The organism is Microbacterium sp. zg.Y1084 (genome assembly GCF_024623595.1).
Lineage (GTDB): Bacteria > Actinomycetota > Actinomycetes > Actinomycetales > Microbacteriaceae > Microbacterium > Microbacterium wangruii.
The window spans coordinates 37,232-57,264 of the sequence record NZ_JANJGV010000010.1; the positions used below are offsets into that span (position 1 = coordinate 37,232).

Sequence of the window (20,033 nt, forward strand, 5' to 3'; positions counted from 1 at the left end):
GCCTCCACCCTAGGGCGCGCGGCAGCGCCGCTGTGCGCAGCGGGCATCACGCGGGCTCCGCTCCATCGAGACCGGAGTCGAGCCCGGGGCCGGGGTCGGGTCCGAAGGGCGCGTCGAGCGAACGGGTGAGCTCGTCGAGCATCGCGGCGACCTGGGGCTCGACGTACTGGGCGACCCCGGCCTGGATGCGCAGACGGTGCCGCAGCAGCACGGCGCAGATCTCGCGGCCGATCATGTTGGCGTAGTCGTCGGCCAGACCCACCTCCTGGCGCAGGGCGGCCTTCGCTTCGGGGGTGAGCGGCGGGAGGTCGGGGACGTCGGCGTCGGCCTGCTCCGCCATGCCGGCGAGGGTGAACAGGAACGGGGCGCCGGGAACAGGCTCCGGATCCAGCGGCAGTCCTTCGAACTCGGGCTCGAGGTTCTCGGCGGGCCGATAGCTGCGCGCGCGGTTGCGGGCCGCCTGCTGGTCGAGCTCCGCCTGCAGGAGCGGCAGGTTCTGCGCGGTGTATGCGGCCACCGCGCCATCGACGATCGCCTTGATGCGGGTGGACAGGCCGTGCTGCACACCGTGCGGCACATCGGAGCCGAGCCCCGCCGCCGACAGCACGGGCGAGCCGAAGCAGCGACGGCACGGGGCCACGCGCCCGCGGTGAGTGGCCGGCTCCCAGCGGGGAAGCCAGCGCAGCCAGGCATCCACGGCCTGGCCGACCTGCGTCTCGAGCGAGCGCTCCACGGTCACATTCTCGCCTGTGCGCGCCCGGGGCGCACGGTGCGCCCCGCCGTGACCGCGCCGATCACTCGTCCTCGTCGCTCTCCCACGGCCAGCGCGGTCGCTCCGCCCGCGTGCGCACGAGCGCCACGGCCGACCACCCCGCCACGGCTGCCGCGAGGGCCAGCACGACCGAGAACCACGACAGCACGAAGCTGCCGATCGCCGCCGTGAGGGCCGACGACGGGACACCCCCGAGCACGGCGCCCACCACCAGGCCCAGGAGGTATCCGAGGAAGCCCAGCAGGGCCGAGACGAACGCGGCACCGTAGGACGGGCGCGCCGAGCGCAGCATCACCACCAGGCCCACCGCGATCGCGCCGGCGGACACGGCCATCGCCACGACTCCCGGCAGCGGACCGGCGCCGGGGGCTTCGAGCACGTCCCGGGACGTCACGAGGCTCGCCACGCCCAGCCCTGCGATCGCGAGGGCGAGATAGCCGACGAGCGCGAGGGCCACCGCCGTCGCCGGCGGGACCCCCTGACGCTCGGACATCACTGGCGGTAGAGCTGCGGCCCGGCCTCGAGGGTGCGCTCGTACTCGCGCTGCGCCTCGGCGTTGAGCTCGGTGACTCGACGGCCGCGTGCGGCGACCCAGGCGCCGAACCAGATCGTCAGCTCACGTCCCAGGATGAACGCGGTGGCGGCCAGCGGCACGAGCAGCTGGCTCTCGACCAGCGCCGCACCCTGGGAGGCCGTGAGCGTCCAGAACGGCGCATCCATCAGCTGGCCGAGCAGGTGACCGCCGTAGGCGGCGACACCGACCAGCAGGCCGAAGATGACCCACAGGCCCCAGCGGCCGCGGTTGATGATCGCGCCGAGCAGCCAGAACGCCAGGAAGAACGAGATGACCGGCATCCACAGCGCCCAGGTCGTGAGCGCGCCGAGCGTGACCTCGACGAGGTTCTCCTCGGTGATGTCACCGGCGATCGCGGCGAAGCCGAGCCAGGCTGCCAGGTACAGGGCGCCGAACGCCACCGCCGCGAGCAGGCCGATCGCTCCGGCGGCGCCCCGGTTGCCCCGCGGACGCGGCGCCTCGGGCGCCTGCACGAAGATGGGCTGCGGCCCGGGCGCTGCCGGGTAGGCGTCGGGAGCGGCCGTGTCATATGCCGTCGCGGCAGGGGCGTCGTATGCCGTCGCCGCGGGCACCTCGGCCGCCGGCGAGGCCGCAGGGGCGTCGTACGCGGCCGCTGCGGGCGGCTCGTAGGCCGTCGTCGCGGGGGCGTCGTAGCTGACGGCCGCCACCTCGCGGTCGGTCTCGTACGTCTCTGCCCGCTCGTCGCGGGCGAACGTCTCGGACCGGTCGCCGGCCGCCCCTGCGGTGGCGGCGGGTGCGGCGTCGCTGAGGTCGCGCACCGGCGCCACGGGGTCGGCGGGGTCGTAGCCCGCCGCGGCGTAGTCGTCTTCGGTGGGCTCGTAGTCCGGCGACAGCGGGTCTGCGGTGCGGGGGGCGTCGGCGTTCGTCGACGCCGGCTCGGCCGGGTAGCCGTCGGCCACCGCGTCGCGCCCGGCGGCTTCGGCATCGGCCAGACCCTCGTGGGCGCGCCCGACGACGTCGTCCACCGTGGTGGGTTCCTCCACCGGCTCGCCGTACTTGGGGTCGGTCATGGGATGCACTCCTCCCGCGGAGGCACACGCCACCGCAGTGGAGAGGCTAACGCGCGCGAACCCCTCACCCGCGCAGGCGTGCCGCCGTGTGTCGCACTCCGATGCGAGCGGATGCCCGATCTAGAGTTGCGGCATGGCTGACCCGACGCCCACCCGGAGGGCCGCGCGCGCCTGCTCCCTCGCCGCCCTCGCCCTCGCCGCCGCGACGCTGGGCGGCTGCGCGGCGGAGCAGCCCGCCCCGGCATCCACCGTCGTCGCCACTCCCCCTGCCGCGACGAGCACGCCCACGCCGTCGGCCACGCCGCTGCCGGGGGCGGCCGACCTGCCGCGCGACTGCCGCGCGATCGTGTCGGGGTCGGTGCTGGCGCAACTGGGCGACACCCCGCTGAACGACCCCGCGTTCGCGGACACCGGCACCCAGCCGGACGGCACCCTCGTGTGCGTCTGGGGCGCTGCCGACGCCGCGACGACGAACCTCCGCACCGTCATCTCCGCCGTCGAGCACAACCCGACGATGGATGCCCTCAACGGCCTCGTCGCCGAGGATGAGTACCTCTGCTACCAGCCCGACGAGGGCGTGCGCTGCGAGAAGAGCTGGCAGAACGAGCGGTACCCGGTGACCGACGGACGCACGCTGTACTACCGCGAGGGCGTGCTGATCGACACGACCTACTCCAACCTGGCACCCACCGGCTTCACCGACGCCGTCGTCGAGGCCGTGTTCGGCTGATCAGCCGCGCCACACCGCTTCGGCCACGCGCGAGGCGTAGCGCTCCGGGTGCCAGGCGGTCTCGGTCGTCGACAGCCAGAGCCCTTCGCCGAACTCCAGCGTCTCGTACACCTCGTCGGCCGCCTTCGTGCAGCGCACCCGCCCGTCCGCGACGACACCGCACCCGTAGCCGAGGTCGGGGAGAGCCGCCTGCGCGATCGCGCCGGCGTCGGAGCCCACGGCGGCGAGGGTGGTCGAGATGCTCCCGGCCTCCGACGTCCACGTGCAGGTGAAGCGCACATCCGGGGCGAGCGAGTCCACGAGCACGGTGGCCGACGTCTTCGGCACCGAGCGGTCCTGATCCAGCTCCGAACCCGGCTGCCACGACAGGCCGGCCCACAGCGCGTCGGAGTAGAGCCTTCGGCACTCCCCCGGGGTGACCGCTTCGGGGGCATCCGCCGCCTCGGCCTGCTGAACCTGCTGACCGTCGCGCAGCGAGTCGCCGGTCAGTCCCACCACCGCGGGCAGCCCGGGAAGCGCCAACCACACCAGCGCCGCCACGATCCCCGCGGAAAGCACGCCCGCCGTCCACGCCAGCCAGGTGCTGCGTCCACCGGTCCTCGCCATGCCTCACCTCTCCGCAGACCACGCTAGAACCTCGCGGGGTCGCGGTGGGGAGGCACGCGGACGACGAAGGCCCCCGGCGCGAGCCGGGGGCCTTCGTGCGGTTCCGGGCGGGCGCCGCCGCGCCCGCCCGGATCGCTCAGTTGTACGTGCCGGGCGTGAAGTCGTCCGTCGAGAAGCTGTCGAAGTCGACGTAGCTCAGGTCGGTGTCGCTGTACGTCCCGTCCGAGGCGAAGATGCGGTTGGGGTACCGCTCGCTCTTGGCCTCCTCCGTCGCCTCCACGGCGACGTTGCGGTACTTCGCAAGTCCCGTGCCGGCGGGGATGAGCTTTCCGATGATGACGTTCTCCTTGAGACCGACGAGCGGGTCGCTGCGACCCTCCATCGCCGCCTGCGTGAGCACGCGGGTGGTCTCCTGGAACGACGCCGCCGACAGCCACGACTCCGTCGCGAGCGACGCCTTCGTGATACCCATCAGCTCGGGACGGCCCGATGCGGGACGCTTGCCCTCGGCGACCGCCTCGCGGTTCATGCTCTGGTAGCGCTTGAAGTCCACCAGCTCACCCGGAAGCAGCTTCGTCTCGCCGTGGTCGACGACCGTCACCTTGCGCAGCATCTGGCGCACGATGACCTCGATGTGCTTGTCGTGGATCGGCACACCCTGCGACCGGTACACGCCCTGCACGCCGTTCACGAGGTACTTCTGCACCTCGCGGGCGCCCATGACGCGCATGACCTCCTTGGGGTCGAGCGTGCCGACCTGCAGGGGCTGGCCGACCGTGACGTGCTGGCCGTCCTCGACCAGCAGCGTGGCGCGCTTGAGCACGGGGTACACGTGCGGCTCGTCGCCGTTGTCGGGCGTCAGGATGACCTTCTTGGCCTTGTCCGTCTCGTCGATCGTGATGCGTCCGGCGGACTCTGCGATCGGCGACGCACCCTTGGGGGTACGGGCCTCGAAGAGCTCCTGCACGCGGGGCAGACCCTGCGTGATGTCGTCGGCCGAGGCCGAACCACCGGTGTGGAACGTACGCATCGTCAGCTGCGTGCCGGGCTCACCGATCGACTGGGCCGCGATGATGCCGACGGCCTCGCCGATGTCGACGATCTTGCCGGTGGCCAGCGAGCGGCCGTAGCACTTCGCGCAGACGCCGACGGCCGAGTCGCAGGTCAGGACCGAGCGGACCTTGATGGTCTCGATGCCGGCCTCGACGAGCTTGTCGATGAGCACGTCGCCCACGTCGTCACCCGCGGCGGCCACGACCGTGCCCTGCGCGTCGACCACGTCGGCGGCGAGGGTACGGGCGAACACCGAGTTCTCGACGTTGTCGTCGCGACGCAGCGTGCCGTCCGCCCCGGGGGCGGCGATGGTGAACTCCAGGCCCTTGCCGGTGCCGCAGTCCTCTTCGCGGATGATGACGTCCTGCGAGACGTCCACGAGACGACGGGTCAGGTAACCCGAGTCCGCGGTACGCAGAGCCGTGTCGGCCAGACCCTTTCGGGCACCGTGGGTGGCGATGAAGTACTCCGCCACCGACAGACCCTCGCGGTACGAGGAGATGATCGGGCGGGGGATGATCTCACCCTTGGGGTTGTTCACCAGGCCTCGCATACCCGCGATGTTGCGGATCTGCAGCCAGTTACCACGGGCGCCGGAGCTGACCATGCGGTTGATGGTGTTGTCGGCCGGGAAGTTGTCCCGCATCGCCTTCTGCACCTCGTCGGTGGCCTCGGTCCAGATCTTGATGAGCTCCTGACGACGCTCGGCGTCGGTCGTGAGGCCCTTCTCGAACTGTCCCTGCACCTTGGCGGCCTGCTTCTCGTAGCCGGCGACGATCTCGGCCTTGTTCGGCGGCGTCAGCACGTCGCTGAGCGCGACGGTGACACCCGAACGGGTGGCCCAGTAGAAGCCGGCGTCCTTGATGCGGTCCAGCGATGCGGCGACCTCGACCTTGGGGTACTCCTCGGCCAGCTTGTTGACGATCTGCGACAGCTTGCCCTTGTCGGCCTGCTCCCGCACGAACGGGTAGCCCTTGGGGAGCGTGTCGTTGAAGATCGCCTGGCCGAGCGAGGCGTCCACGAGACCGTGGCGCTCGTAGCCCTCGGGCGCTTCGCCCTCGAGGAACGACAGGCCGGGGATGCGGATGCGCACCTTGGCCTGCAGGTCGAGGGTGCCCTCGTCCTTGGCCAGGATGGCCTCGCCGACCGAGCCGAACACGCGACCCTCGCCGGTGGCGCCTTCCTTGACCGTGGTCAGGTGGTGCAGACCGATGATCATGTCCTGCGAAGGCAGGGTCACCGGGCGGCCGTCCGACGGCTTCAGGATGTTGTTCGACGCCAGCATCAGGATGCGGGCCTCGGCCTGGGCCTCGACCGACAGCGGCAGGTGCACGGCCATCTGGTCACCGTCGAAGTCGGCGTTGAACGCGGCGCACACCAGCGGGTGGAGCTGGATGGCCTTGCCCTCGACGAGCTGCGGCTCGAACGCCTGGATGCCGAGGCGGTGCAGCGTGGGCGCACGGTTCAGCAGCACGGGGCGCTCGCGGATGATCTCCTCGAGCACGTCCCAGACCTCGGGACGGGTGCGCTCGACGGCGCGCTTGGCGGCCTTGATGTTCTGGGAGTGACCCAGGTCGATCAGGCGCTTGATGACGAACGGCTTGAACAGCTCCAGCGCCATCTGCTTGGGCAGACCGCACTGGTGCAGCTTCAGCTGGGGTCCGACGATGATCACCGAACGGCCCGAGTAGTCCACGCGCTTGCCGAGCAGGTTCTGACGGAACCGGCCCTGCTTGCCCTTGAGCATGTCGGACAGCGACTTCAGCGCACGGTTGCCCGTGCCGGTGACGGGACGACCGCGACGGCCGTTGTCGAACAGCGCGTCGACGGCCTCCTGCAGCATCCGCTTCTCGTTGTTGACGATGATCTCAGGGGCCCCGAGGTCGATCAGACGACGCAGACGGTTGTTGCGGTTGATCACGCGGCGGTACAGGTCGTTCAGGTCGCTGGTGGCGAAGCGGCCACCGTCGAGCTGCACCATCGGGCGCAGCTCCGGCGGGATCACCGGGACGACGTCCAGCACCATGGCGGCCGGGCTCATGCCCGTCGACAGGAACGAGTTGACGACCTTCAGGCGCTTGATCGCGCGGATCTTGCGCTGACCCTTGCCCTCGGAGATCTGCAGGTGCAGGTTCTCGGCCTCCGCGGCCAGGTCGAACGCCTCGAGGCGGCGCTTGATGGACTCGGCGCCCATGTAGGCCTCGAAGTACTGGCCGAAGCGGTCCTGGAGCTCGTGGAAGACGTCGTCCTCCTGCTTCAGGTTGCCCACCTCGAGGGTGCGGAACTCCTCCCAGACCCGCTCGAGCTTCGAGATCTGCTCGTCGAAGTTCTTGCGGATGGATGCCATCTCCTTCTCGGCGGCATCCTTGACCTTCTTCTTCTGGTCGGCCTTCGCGCCTTCCTCCTCCAGCGCGGCGAGCTCTTCTTCCAGCTTCGCCAGGCGGGCGGCGACGCGGGCGTCGCGGCGGTCGCCGAGGTTCTTCATCTCCAGGCGGAGGTTGGCCTCGTGCGTGGGCATGTCACGGTGACGAGCATCCTCGTCGACCGAGATCACCATGTAGGCGGCGAAGTAGATGACCTTCTCGAGGTCCTTCGGCGCCATGTCCAGCAGGTAGCCCAGGCGCGACGGGACGCCCTTGAAGTACCAGATGTGGGTGACGGGCGCGGCGAGCTCGATGTGGCCCATGCGCTCGCGGCGGACGGAGCTCTTGGTGACCTCCACGCCGCAGCGCTCGCAGACGATGCCCTTGAAGCGGACGCGCTTGTACTTTCCGCAGGCGCACTCCCAGTCGCGGGAGGGCCCGAAGATCTGCTCGCCGAAGAGGCCGTCCTTCTCGGGCTTGAGCGTGCGGTAGTTGATGGTCTCGGGCTTCTTGACCTCGCCGAAGGACCAACGACGGATGTCGTCGGCGGTGGCCAGACCGATGCGAAGCTCATCGAAAGATGTTGCGTCGAGCACTAGTTCTCCTGTGTCTCAAAAAGTTTTCGGTGATCGGGCCGCCCGCGGGCGGCCCTGCGTGATCGGCCGGATCAGATCTCGTCGATCGAGGTCGACTCGAAGCGGGTGGAGATGTTGATGCCCAACTCCTCCGCGGCGCGGAACGCCTCGTCCTCGCCGTCGCGGAGGTTGACCGCGGTGCCGTCTGCCGAGAGCACCTCCACGTTCAGGCAGAGCGACTGCATCTCCTTCATCAGCACCTTGAAGGACTCGGGGATGCCGGGCTCCTGGATGTTCTCGCCCTTGACGATGGCCTCGTAGACCTTCACGCGGCCCACGATGTCGTCGGACTTGATCGTCAGGAGCTCCTGCAGCGCGTATGCGGCGCCGTAGGCCTCGAGGGCCCACACCTCCATCTCACCGAAGCGCTGACCGCCGAACTGCGCCTTACCACCCAGCGGCTGCTGCGTGATCATCGAGTACGGACCGGTGGAGCGCGCGTGGATCTTGTCGTCCACGAGGTGGTGCAGCTTCAGGATGTACATGTAGCCCACCGAGATCGGCGCCGGGAACGGCTCGCCGGAGCGGCCGTCGAACAGCAGCGTCTTTCCGGTGGAGTCGATCAGGCGCTCACCGTCGCGGTTCTTCAGCGTGGAGTCCAGCAGACCTGCGATCTCCTGCTCGAACGCGCCGTCGAACACCGGGGTGGCGACCTTCGTGCCGGGAGCGGCCTCGAGCGCCTCAGCGGGGAGGTTCGCCGCCCACTCCGGGGTGCCTTCGACCTTCCAGCCCTGCTGCGCGATCCACCCGAGGTGGAGCTCGAGCACCTGACCGAAGTTCATGCGGCCCGGGATGCCCAGCGGGTTGAGGATGACGTCGACCGGCGTGCCGTCGGCGAGGAAGGGCATGTCCTCGATCGGGAGGATCTTGGCGATGACGCCCTTGTTGCCGTGACGGCCGGCGAGCTTGTCGCCCTCGGTGATCTTGCGCTTCTGGGCGATGTAGACCACGACGCGGCGGTTGACGCCCGAGCCGAGCTCGTCGTCGCCGTCCTCGGCGTTGAACTCCTTGACCGCGATGATCGTGCCCTGCTCACCGTGGGGGACCTTCAGCGACGTGTCGCGCACCTCGCGGCTCTTCTCGTTGAAGATCGCGCGCAGCAGGCGCTCCTCGGCGCTCAGCTCGGTCTCGCCCTTGGGCGTGACCTTGCCGACGAGGATGTCGCCGGGGCGGACCTCGGCGCCGATGCGGACGATGCCGCGCTCGTCGAGGTCCTTCAGCAGCTCGGGGCTGACGTTGGGCAGATCACGGGTGATCTCCTCCTTGCCGAGCTTGGTGTCACGGGCGTCGACCTCGTACTCCTCGATGTGGATCGAGGAGAGGGTGTCGTCCTTCACCAGGTTCTGGCTGAGGATGATCGCGTCCTCGAAGTTGTGGCCTTCCCACGTCATGAACGCCACGAGGAGGTTCTTGCCGAGCGCGAGCTCGCCGTTCTCCGTCGCGGGTCCGTCGGCGATGACCTCGCCGGCCTCGATGCGGTCGCCCGCCGAGACGATGACGCGCTGGTTGTAGCTCGTGCCCTGGTTGGAGCGGTCGAACTTGCGCAGGAAGTAGTCCTGGGTGCCGCCCTCGTCGAGCTGCACGGTCACGACGTCGGCCGAGACCTCCAGCACGACACCGGCCTTCTCGGCGGTGACGACGTCACCGGCGTCGATCGCGGCGTAGCCCTCCATACCGGTGCCGACCACGGGCGACTCGCTGCGCAGCAGCGGGACGGCCTGACGCTGCATGTTCGCACCCATCAGGGCGCGGTTCGCGTCGTCGTGCTCGAGGAACGGGATGAGCGAGGTCGCCACCGACACCATCTGGCGCGGCGAGACGTCCATGTAGCCGATCTCGTCGGCGGGGAACAGGTCGACCTCGCCGCCCTGGCCGCGACGGGCGAGAACGCGCTCGTCGGCGAAGGCGCCGTCTTCCTTGAGCTCCACACCGGCCTGGGCGACGATGAAGTCGCTCTCCTCGCTGGCGGTGAGGTAGTCGATCTGGTCGGTCACGCGACCGTCGACGACCTTGCGGTACGGGGTCTCGATGAAGCCGAACGCGTTGATGCGCGCGAAGGACGCGAGCGAGCCGATCAGGCCGATGTTCGGGCCTTCCGGGGTCTCGATCGGGCACATGCGGCCGTAGTGCGAGGGGTGGACGTCACGGACCTCGACGCCGGCACGCTCACGGGAGAGGCCGCCGGGGCCCAGCGCCGACAGGCGGCGCTTGTGGGTCAGACCCGCGAGCGGGTTGTTCTGGTCCATGAACTGCGACAGCTGCGACGTTCCGAAGAACTCCTTGATCGCGGCGACGACGGGGCGCACGTTGATCAGGGTCTGCGGCGTGATCGCCTCGATGTCCTGCGTGGTCATGCGCTCGCGGACGACGCGCTCCATGCGGGACAGTCCGGTGCGCACCTGATTCTGGATGAGCTCGCCGACGGCGCGGATGCGACGGTTGCCGAAGTTGTCGATGTCGTCGACGTCCAGGCGGATCTCGGCGGGCTGGCCGTTGCGGATGCCGTCGAACGTGACGTCGCCGCGGTGCAGGCGCACCAGGTACTTGATCGTCGCGACGATGTCGTCGACGGTGAGCACCGAGTCGCTCAGCGGCCTGTCGAGGCCGAGCTTCTGGTTGATCTTGTAGCGACCGACCTTCGCGAGGTCGTAGCGCTTGGAGTTGAAGTAGAAGTTGTCCAGCAGCGCGCGGGCGGCCTCGGCGGCGACCTGCTCGCCCGGACGCAGCTTGCGGTAGATGTCGCGGAGGGCGTCTTCCTTCGTGAGGATGGTGTCCTTGGACAGCGTCTCCTCGATGGAGTCGAAGCCGGCGAACTCCGCCATGATGTCCTCGCTGGACAGGCCCAGGGCCTTCAGGAACACCGTGACGGACTGCTTGCGCTTGCGATCGATGCGCACGCCCACCTGATCGCGCTTGTCGATCTCGAACTCGAGCCAGGCACCGCGGCTGGGGATGACGCGCGCCGAGACGATGTCCTTGTCGGAGGTCTTGTCGGGCGTCTTGTCGAAGTAGACGCCGGGAGAGCGCACGAGCTGCGAGACGACGACGCGCTCGGTGCCGTTGATGATGAAGGTGCCCTTGCCGGTCTGCAGCGGGAAGTCCCCCATGAAGACGGTCTGGGTCTTGATCTCACCGGTGAGGTGGTTCATGAACTCGGCCTCGACGTACAGCGGGGCGGCATACGTCTTGCCGCGCTCCTTGCACTCCTCGATCGAGTACTTCTCCGGCTCGAGGTACGGGTTCGTGAACGACAGCTGCATCGTCTCGCCGAGGTCCTCGATCGGGGAGATCTCCTCGAAGATCTCCTCCAGACCGCTGATCTCGGGGACATCGGTGCGGCCCTCGGCCTGCGCCTGAGCGACGCGGGCCTTCCAGGCGTCGTTGCCGACGAGCCAGTCGAAGGACTCCGTCTGCAGCGCCAGGAGGTCGGGGACCTCCAGCGTGTCGGAGATCTTCGCGAACGAGAGCCGCGAAGCTCCGCGTCCGTTCTTGAGGTTGGTGGTGGGGGTGGATGCGTTGCGCGCAGCAGCCAAGGGGATTACCTCCGTGGGCCCGGGCGAGGGCTCGTTTTCCTTGTCGTCAGGTGGAGTGCTCCCTGTAGATCCCGAAGCCTGACGACCGCACGCCGCGATGAAGCGGGGGAACGCAGGCACAGCCGACCACCATATGAGGGCAAGGGGAGGGAGCGCAAAGAACAACTATATGCCGCGCGACGCGCCATGTCCAGCCGAATTCTTGACGAGGTCTGGATGCTGAGGTATAACCGCGCGGCGTCCTCATTCTCGCGCCCCGACCTGACGTTCGGCTGTGCGGTTCCGCGCCGTGCCGGGGGCCGAACCACGCGACTTTCGCGGGCGGCCCGCAGGGGTCACGGTGCGGGACGGGCATGGCGGAACCGCACCTTCCGCCCGGGGAGCAGCTGGGCGAGGGCATCGAGGGCGCCGTCGGTCGCGACGGCGATCACGGGGTAGCCGCCCGTGACGGGGCCGTCGACGCCGAGGACCGTCGGACGGCCGCCGGGCGGCACCTGGAGGGCGCCCGGCACCATCGCCTCGCTGGGAAGCTCGCCGGCGCGGGTACGGGCGAGGGCCGGGCCGTCCAGGCGGATGCCGACGCGGTCGGCCTCGGCGGTGACCGTCCAGGTGGCCGCATAAAGGGTCTCCAGGGCCGACGGGGCGAACCACCCGGCACGCGGCCCGGGAGCCAGCTCGAGTTCGACCAGCGCGTGCGGCGGGGGCCCCCAGGGATGCACGTCCAGCGCGGGGATGCCGCCGGCGACGTCTCCCGCGAGCGACAGGATGTCGCCCGCGGCGAGCGGTGCGGGCCCGAGACCGGCGAGCACGTCGGTGGCCCGGGAGCCGGCCGCGCGGGGCGCGTCGAACCCGCCGCGCACCGCCAGGTAGGCCCGGGCACCGGCGGTGAACCGGTCGAGGCGCAGCTCGGCGCCGGCGGGCCACGGGAACGGCACGTACGGGTCGACCGTCCGCCCCGCCACGACGAGCGGGCCCCAGGCGCCGGTGACGACGGCGACGAGGTCGCGGCCGGCCCGCAGGCGGCATCCGCCCATCGTCACCTCGATCGCCGCGGCGTTCTCGGCGTTGCCGAGCAGGCGGTTGGCCGTGCGCAGTGCCCCGCGGTCGGCGGCGCCGGAGCGGGCGATGCCCTCGGCGGCGCGCCCCGGGCGGCCGAGGTCCTGCACGGTCGCGAGCGGACCCGGCGCGACAACCTCGACCGCCTCCTCCCCGTGAGACTGCATCTGGCGCGCGAGACGTGGGGAGTTTCCCACGGTCTCGGCCGCCAGATGCGGTCTCAGCGAAGCGGCGGGGGCGGCGTCGACGGATGCCGCGACGGCGGCGAAGCGCACGCGGCCGCCCGGGGCGAGCAGGGCCGGGGATGCCGCGGCGGGGTCGAACAGCGTTGCGTCGGTGCGCCCGATGAGCCGCCATCCACCCGGGGTGGCGCGGGGGTAGGCGCCGGTGAACGCGCCGGCGAGCCCGACGCTGCCGGCGGGCACCCGGGTGCGCGGCGTCGACAGCCGCGGCACGTCGAAGGACCAGTCCTCGCTGACGAGGTAGCCGAACCCCGGCGCGAAGCCTGTGAACGCGACGGACCAGCGCGCTTCCCGATGCCGACGCACCAGCTGCTCGACGCTCATCCCCAGCAGATCGGCCGCCGCGGCGAGGTCGGGGCCGTCGTACACGACCTCCAGCGTGACCGTCTCCCCCCGGGTGCGCTCCGGCGGCACCGGCGGCGCGGAGGCGATCCAGGTGCGCGCCGCCGCGACGGACAGCACCACCGGATCCACCCGCACCAGCACGGTGCAGGCCGCCGGCACGAGGTCGACCACCCCCGCGGGTCGCGACGCCTGCAACCGAGAGAACAGCGCGACCGCCTCGGAGGTGCCGTCCACCTCGGCCAGCACGCCGTCGCGCCCCATCGGCAGCAGCCGCGCGGCCGGCGCGGCGCCGCTCACCACGGCGCCCGCACGACGATGCCCGCCGCCGCCAGCGCCGCCCGCACCGCGCGGGCCATGCCCACTGCACCGGGCGAATCGCCGTGCACGCAGAGCGAGGCGGCATCCGTCACCACCGTCGACCCGTCGACGGTGGTGACAACGCCCTCCACCGCCAGGCGCACGGCCCGTTCCGCCACTGCGTCGGCCTCGTGCAGCAGCGCCCCCGGCTCGCCGCGCGGCACGAGGGTGCCGTCGGGGCGGTAGCCGCGGTCGAGGAACGCCTCCCGCACGAACTCCAGCCCCGCCCCGGCGGCGGCCGCGGCGATCGCGCCGCCGAGCCCGAGGACGGGCACCGCGCGGCCGAGGCGGTCGGACAGCTCCGCGACGGATGCCGCAACGGCCGCCGCCGCACGGGAGTCGGCGGAGACGGCGTGGTACAGCGCTCCGTGCGGCTTCACGTAGCGGATGTCGGCGCCGGCAGCGGCGAGCGCGGCGAGCTGACCCGTCACCTCCGCCCGCAGCGCCGAGGGATCGGTGGCCATGTGCACGCGCCCGAAGTTGGCCCGGTCGGGAAACGACGGGTGGGCGCCCACCGCCACGGTCCTCGCGGCGGCCGCGGCCACCGCCGCCCGCATCGACGCGGCATCCCCGGCATGGCCGCCGCACGCGATGCTGGCGCTGGAGACGACGGCGAACATCGCGGCGTCGTCGGCGGTGGGCACACCGTCGACCGTCTCACCCAGGTCGGCGTTGAGGTCGATCGCGCGCATGCCCCCACGGTAGCCCGCACGGCGGCAGCGATCCGTTCCGTCGTCCCCGCGGAGCGCGCACCCACCGCAGCGGCGTGGCCCTCCCCCGCCGGCGCGCGACACGGCGCGCGTTACGAACCCGTAAAGGCTTCCCACCGACCGGTGCGGCGGGGGCGGCGGCACGGCAGGATGGAGCGCATGCCCCAGGACGCCGCACCGCTGCTGCAGGTTCGAGATCTCGCCGTCGATTTCCGCACCATGGACGGCTCGGTGCGTGCGATCGAGCACGTCGAGTTCGACCTCGCCGCCGGGGAGACCCTCGCGATCGTCGGAGAGTCGGGATCGGGTAAGTCCACCACCGCGATGGCCGTGATCGGGCTGCTCGCCGGCAACGGCCGCGTCGCGGAGGGCAGCATCCTGCTGGACGGACGCCAGCTGGTCGGCGCTTCGGAGTCCGTGATGCGCGGGATCAGGGGCAAGACGATCGGCCTCGTGCCGCAGGACCCGATGTCCAACCTCAATCCGGTGTCGAAGATCGGCACGCAGATCGCCGAGACCCTCCTCGCCCACGGCATGGCCACCCGCGCCAACGTCGCGCAGAAAGTGGTGGAGACCCTCGCCGCCGCGGGCCTGCCCGACGCCGAGAAGCGCGCGAAGCAGTACCCGCACGAGTTCTCCGGCGGCATGCGCCAGCGCGCGCTCATCGCCATCGGACTGGCCTGCAACCCGCGACTGCTCATCGCCGACGAGCCCACCAGCGCCCTGGACGTCACCGTGCAGAAGACGATCCTCGATCAGCTCGGGCGCATGACCGCCGACCTCGGCACCGCCCTCATGCTCATCACCCACGATCTGGGACTCGCCGCCGAGCGCGCCTCCCGGGTGATCGTCATGCACCGCGGCCGCATCGTCGAGCAGGGTCCCGCGCGTCAGATCCTCGAGGACCCGCAGGCGGAGTACACCAAGGCGCTCGTCGCCGCAGCGCCCTCGGTGGCCGCCGTTCGTCTGCGCCCGCAGGTGTTCCGCCGACCGGATGCCACGGGTGCGCAGCCCGCCGCGGGCTCCGATGCCGCGGGCACGGGCACCGGACCGGCGCCGATCCCCACCGCGAGGGCGGCGACGACGACCCCGCGCACCGGCGCCGCCGGGGCGGCCGACGCCGGTGCGGCATCCGCCGTCGACAACATCCTCGAGGTCGAGGGCCTCACCAAGGTGTTCCCGGTGCGCGGCAGCAAGGAGGACTTCACCGCGGTGAAGGACGTCTCCTTCGCGATCCCCCGGGGGGAGACGGTGGCGGTGGTCGGCGAGTCGGGCTCGGGGAAGACCACGACGGCGCGCATGGTGCTGAAGGTCGTCGAGGCGACCTCGGGGTCGATCCGGTTCGACGGCCAGGACGTCGCGTCGCTGAAGGGGCGCGAGCTGCGCACCTTCCGCCAGCGGGTGCAGCCGATCTTCCAGGACCCCTACTCGTCGCTGAACCCGATGTTCACGATCGAGCGGATCATCGAGGAGCCGCTGTCGTTCTACAAGCGCGGCTCGGCGAAGCAGCGCAGCGCGCGCGTGCGCAAGCTCATGGACGACGTGGCCCTGCCGCAGTCGATGCTGCGCCGCTACCCGGCGGAGCTGTCGGGCGGCCAGCGGCAGCGCGTCGCGATCGCGCGGGCGCTGGCCCTCTCCCCCGACCTCATCGTGTGCGACGAGCCGGTCTCCGCACTGGACGTGCTCGTGCAGGCGCAGATCCTGACGCTGCTGGGCGACCTGCAGCGCGAGTACGGGCAGAGCTACCTGTTCATCTCCCACGACCTGGCCGTGGTGCGCCTCATCAGCGACTACGTCTGCGTCATGAAGGACGGTGTGCTGGTCGAGGCTGCCACCTCCGAGGAGATCTTCACCAACGCCCGTGACCCGTACACCCGCAAGCTGCTGGCATCCATCCCCGGCAACGAGCTCGACATCGCGGTCTGACCCGCCGGGCGGGCGTTTCGTCTCGCTGCGCGCGCTCAACGACCGGGGGGCAGCGGGGGCGGGCGTTTCGTCTTGCTGCGCTCGCTCAACGACCGGGGGGGCAGCGGGGGCGGGCGTTTCGTCTCGCTGCGCTCGCTCAACGACCGGGGGCTGCGCGCGCTCAACGACCGGGGGCTGCGCTCGCTCAACGACCGGGGGTCAGCGGGCGCGGGTGCGGGGGTCCATCGCCTCGCGCAACGACTCGCCCAGCAGCGTGAAGCCGAGCGCCGTGATGGCGATGCAGATGCCGGGGAGGAAGGCCAGCCACGGCGCGATGGCCAGCTCCGCCTGCGCGTAGGTGAGCATGCGGCCCCACTCCGCCGTCTCCGGGCGTCCGCCGCCGAGGCCGAGGAACGACAGCGCCGCGGCGTCGATCACGGCGGTGGCGAGGGTGAGCGTGCCCTGCACGATGACCGGTCCGAGGCTGTTGGGCAGCACGTGGGTCATCGTGATGCGGCCGCGGCCGAGCCCCAGCGTCTGCGCCGACAGGACGTAGTCGCTCGAGCGCTGCTGCAGCATCGACGCCCGCAGCAGCCGTGCGAAGATCGGCACCTGCGATGCACCGATGGCGATCATCACCGCCAGCTGCGACTGGCCGAGCACCGCGGCGATCGACACCGCCAGCAGCAGGTTCGGCACCGACAGCAGGATGTCGACGAAGCGCATCACGACGTTGTCGACCCAGCCGCCGAATGTGCCGGCGACGAGTCCGAGCAGCGCGCCGCCGGCCAGCCCGAACGCGGTGGAGATGACGCCGATGAGCAGCGACGCCTGCGCACCCCAGATCAGCTTGGACAGCACATCGCCTCCGAAGCGGTCCAGCCCCAGCGGGAACTCGGCCAGCTCCCCCGGCCCGGGGATCGACGTCGGCGTGATGAAGCGTGCGCCCGGCAGCGCCAGCTGCGGGTACGGCGCCAACAACGGCGCGAGAACCGAGACCGCCACGAAGAGGAACACGATGACCGCGCCGATCCAGGCCGTCGGGTTGCGCCGCAGGCGGCGGAAGACGTCGCGCCAGAAGCCGCCCTGCGTCGTGGCGGCGAGCAGCTGCCCATCGACGACGGCGGTGTCGTCGACGGGTCCGCCGCTCGGGGCGGGGGGAAGGATGCTGGAGCTCACGAGACCCTCACTCTCGGGTCGATCACGCTGTACGACACGTCGACCAGCAGGTTGATGAGCGCATAGGCGATGGCGATGAAGATGATGAAGCCCTGCAGCACCGGGAAGTCGCGTGTGAAGATGGCGCGGGCGAGGAACGACCCGATGCCGGGGAAGGCGAACACCGTCTCGGTGAGGATCGCCCCCGACAGCAGCAGGCCCGCCTGCAGACCCACCGTGGTGATGACCGGCAGCATGGCGTTGCGCAGGATGAAGCGCTCGCGCAGCGTCCTCTGCGCCACCCCCTTGGCCTTGCCGGTGCGCACGTAGTCGGCGTTCTGCACTTCGAGCACGGAGGCCCGGGTGATGCGCACGATGATCGCGAGCGGGATGGTGCCGAGCGCGAGCGCCGGCAGCAGCAGGTGCAGGAGAGCGTCGCCAGCGGCATCCCACTCGCCGGTCAGCAGCCCGTCGAGCACATAGAACCCGGTGTAGTGCGTCGCGTCGATGCGCGGGTTCTGCCGGCCGTCGCTGGGGAGCCAGCCCAGCTGCACGGCGAAGATGTACTTGAGGATGAAGGCCAGGAAGAACACCGGGATGGTGATGCCGACGAGGCTGAACACGACCGCGGCGTGGTCGGTGAAGCGGCCGTGGCGACGGGCCGCCCAGTAGCCGAGCGGGATGCCGATGCCCACCGCGATGATCAGCGCGAGCAGCGACAGCTCGATGGTGGCGGGGAAGCGGCGGAAGAACTCCTCCGTGACCGGGCGGCCGGTCTGCAGCGACGTGCCGAAGTCTCCGGAGAGGAGCCTGCCCATCCACACGAGGTACTGCTCGATGATGGGCCGGTTGAAGCCGTAGAGCTCGTTGATGCGCTCCACCGCCTCGGGAGTGGCCTTCTCACCGAGCAGGGCCACCGCGGGGCCGCCGGGCAGCGCCCGGACCCAGAAGAACAGCAGCAGGCTCAAGCCGAACAGGGTGGGGATCAGAAGCAGCAGCCTCTTGCCGATGGTGCGCAGCAATGCGTGATCTCTCGTCGTCGTCGTCATCGGGCGTGGGGGGGGGGGGGGGGGGGGGGGGGGGGGGGGCCCCCCCCCCCCCACCGCACCTTACGGCACGGCCGCGCTTACTCGGTCAGGACGATCTCGCTGAAGACCTCGTCGTTGACCGGGCTGGCGGGGTAGCTCTCCACGCGCGGGTCGAACGCCAGGGTCGGCGCCGGGTGGGCCAGCGGCACGCCCGGGATGAAGCTCGCGACCATCTCGTTGATGTCCTCGTACAGCGCCGACTGCTCCTGGAGGTTCGGGATGCCGCGGGCCTCCTGCAGCGCCTGGAACAGCGCGGGGTTGTCGAAGCCCCACTCGGCCGACTTGCCGCCGAAGAACACACCCACGAAGTTGTCGGTGTCGTTGTAGTCGCCGGTCCAGCCCAGCAGGTGGATGCCGTGATCGGTGCCGCCGGTGATGAGGTCGAGGTAGTCGCCCCACTCGTTCGAGACCGGGTTGGTCACGACGCCGGCCTCGCCCAGCTGGGCGGAGAGCACGGTGAAGATCTGCTCCGGGTCCGGCATGTACGGCCGCGACACGTTGACGGGGTAGTTGAACGTCAGCGTCAGCGGGTTCGCCTCGTCGTATCCCGCCTCGGCGAGCAGCTCCTGGGCCTTGGCCGGGTCGTACTCATAGGTGGTGACGTCGTCGTTGTAGCCGTTGACCGTGTCGGGCATGAACTGCGTCGCCTTCTCGGTGCCCTCGGGGAGCACCTGCGAGATGAGCGCGTCCTTGTCGATCGCGTACGACAGCGCCTCACGCACGAGCGGGTCCTGCAGCTCGGGCACGGCCTGGTTGAACGCGAGGTAGAGGATCGTGAACGGCGGGCGCGAGACCATCGTGAAGCCCTTGTCCTCGAGGGCGGCGGTGTCGGCGGGGCCGACGAGGTCGTAGCCGTCGATGGAGCCGGCCTCGAGAGCCTGACGTCGTGCGGTCGGGTCGTCGATCACGCGGAAGATGATCTCGTCGATCTGGCCGGTGTCGCCCCAGTAGTCCTCGTTGGCCACGAGCGTGAGCTGCTCGCCCGGTGCCCACTCCGAGAAGACGTAGGGTCCCGTGCCCGACGGGTGGCCCATCGCGTACTCCGACAGCGTGGGGGCCTCGGCGGTGCCGCCCACCTCGTCGGCGGCGAACTCCTCCATCGCGGCGGGGCTCTGCATCGAGAACGCCGGCAGCGACAATGCGGGGATGAACCCGGCGAAGGGCTGGTTCAGCGTGACGGTCGCCGTCGTCTCGTCATCGGCGGTGCAGGACGCGTAGACCGCGGACTCCGGGTCGGAGGCGTAGCCGCGGAACAGCTTGTTGTAGTAGTAGCCGAGCGCCTCGCTGGCGGCCAGGCCCTCCCAGTTGTACCAGCGGTCGAAGTTGGCGCAGACGGCCTCGGCGTTGAAGTCGGTGCCGTCGTGGAAGGTCACGCCCTCCTTGAGCGAGAAGGTGTGGGTGAGTCCGTCCTCCGACGACTCCCACGACTCGGCCAGCAGCGGCGCGGGGTCGGCCGTGCCGGGCTCGGTGCCGACGAGGCCCTCGAAGATCTGGCGGGCGACGCGGAACGTCTCGCCGTCCTGGGCGAAGGCGGGGTCGAGGCTGGCCGGGTCCGCGGACGCACCGAAGACGAACGTGCCGTCGACCTCAGCGTCGGTGGTCGCGTCGTCGGTGCCGGTGTCCCGCTGGCTCGAGCAGCCCGACAGCACGAGCGCGGCCAAGGCCACACCCGCGGCGGCCATCATGGCCCCGCGTCGGTTACGTGAGTGGATCATGGGTCGTGAACCTTCCCTGAGAGCGAAGCCGCAGAGCCGCTCGGGAGCAACGCGACGGCACGTGAGATGATCTCCGACGCTACCGCTGCGGCACGGTCGGGTTGATTACACCTTTGTCTCGATCCTGTTTCGTCTGCGGCGAGGCGGATGCCGCACGCCC

13 protein-coding genes are annotated in these 20,033 nt (G+C 70.6%); 2 read left to right on the plus strand and 11 right to left on the minus strand.

Going from position 1 to position 20,033, the window contains the following annotated elements:
- Positions 1-46: 46 nt before the first annotated feature.
- The 3 genes from NQ165_RS12025 to NQ165_RS12035 form a co-directional block, all read right to left on the minus strand.
- Positions 47-733 carry a spermidine/putrescine ABC transporter substrate-binding protein gene (locus tag NQ165_RS12025; protein ID WP_257533602.1) on the minus strand — a complete coding sequence of 229 codons (687 nt, stop codon included), beginning with the start codon at positions 731-733 and terminating at the stop codon, positions 47-49.
- Between the two features lie 61 nt (positions 734-794).
- Positions 795-1,265, minus strand: a complete 471-nt coding sequence (locus NQ165_RS12030; protein ID WP_257533603.1) for a hypothetical protein — start codon at positions 1,263-1,265, stop codon at positions 795-797.
- Positions 1,265-2,377, minus strand: a complete 1,113-nt coding sequence (locus tag NQ165_RS12035) for an ABC transporter (protein WP_257533604.1) — start codon at positions 2,375-2,377, stop codon at positions 1,265-1,267. Before NQ165_RS12035 ends, NQ165_RS12030 begins: the two co-directional genes overlap by 1 nt.
- A 133-nt stretch (positions 2,378-2,510) precedes the next feature.
- Between NQ165_RS12035 and NQ165_RS12040 the strand changes: the two genes are divergently transcribed.
- Positions 2,511-3,107, plus strand: coding sequence for a DUF3558 domain-containing protein (locus NQ165_RS12040; protein ID WP_257533605.1), 597 nt, complete (start codon positions 2,511-2,513; stop codon positions 3,105-3,107).
- On the opposite strand, the gene NQ165_RS12045 is transcribed toward NQ165_RS12040, so the two are convergent.
- From NQ165_RS12045 to NQ165_RS12065, 5 genes are all read right to left on the minus strand, one after another.
- Positions 3,108-3,713, minus strand: a complete 606-nt coding sequence (locus NQ165_RS12045) for a hypothetical protein (protein ID WP_257533606.1) — start codon at positions 3,711-3,713, stop codon at positions 3,108-3,110.
- 136 nt (positions 3,714-3,849) lie between these two features.
- Positions 3,850-7,725 carry a DNA-directed RNA polymerase subunit beta' gene (locus tag NQ165_RS12050; protein ID WP_257533607.1) on the minus strand — a complete coding sequence of 1,292 codons (3,876 nt, stop codon included), beginning with the start codon at positions 7,723-7,725 and terminating at the stop codon, positions 3,850-3,852.
- A gap of 71 nt (positions 7,726-7,796) precedes the next feature.
- Positions 7,797-11,297: a DNA-directed RNA polymerase subunit beta gene (gene rpoB / locus NQ165_RS12055; RefSeq protein WP_257533608.1), complete on the minus strand. Its 3,501-nt coding sequence runs from the start codon at positions 11,295-11,297 to the stop codon at positions 7,797-7,799.
- A 335-nt stretch (positions 11,298-11,632) separates the two neighbouring features.
- Entirely contained in the window at positions 11,633-13,237 is a 1,605-nt protein-coding gene (locus tag NQ165_RS12060) for a 5-oxoprolinase/urea amidolyase family protein (RefSeq protein ID WP_257533609.1), read from the minus strand.
- Positions 13,234-13,989, minus strand: coding sequence for a LamB/YcsF family protein (locus tag NQ165_RS12065; RefSeq protein ID WP_257533610.1), 756 nt, complete (start codon positions 13,987-13,989; stop codon positions 13,234-13,236). The genes NQ165_RS12060 and NQ165_RS12065 overlap by 4 nt, the downstream gene beginning before the upstream one ends.
- A 177-nt stretch (positions 13,990-14,166) precedes the next feature.
- Between NQ165_RS12065 and NQ165_RS12070 the strand changes: the two genes are divergently transcribed.
- Positions 14,167-15,933: an ABC transporter ATP-binding protein gene (locus tag NQ165_RS12070; RefSeq protein WP_257533611.1), complete on the plus strand. Its 1,767-nt coding sequence runs from the start codon at positions 14,167-14,169 to the stop codon at positions 15,931-15,933.
- Between the two features lie 198 nt (positions 15,934-16,131).
- Here the strand turns inward: NQ165_RS12070 and NQ165_RS12075 are convergent, their stop codons facing one another.
- The 3 genes from NQ165_RS12075 to NQ165_RS12085 form a co-directional block, all read right to left on the minus strand.
- On the minus strand, positions 16,132-17,091 hold the full coding sequence (locus NQ165_RS12075) for an ABC transporter permease (protein WP_374679395.1): 960 nt from the start codon (positions 17,089-17,091) through the stop codon (positions 16,132-16,134).
- A complete protein-coding gene (locus NQ165_RS12080; protein ID WP_257533773.1) occupies positions 17,088-18,092 on the minus strand; it encodes an ABC transporter permease in 1,005 nt (334 codons plus the stop codon). Before NQ165_RS12080 ends, NQ165_RS12075 begins: the two co-directional genes overlap by 4 nt.
- 104 nt (positions 18,093-18,196) lie before the next feature.
- The gene (locus NQ165_RS12085; protein ID WP_257533612.1) at positions 18,197-19,873 is read right to left on the minus strand and encodes an ABC transporter substrate-binding protein; all 1,677 of its coding nucleotides are present in this window, start codon (positions 19,871-19,873) and stop codon (positions 18,197-18,199) included.
- Positions 19,874-20,033 lie beyond the last annotated feature (160 nt).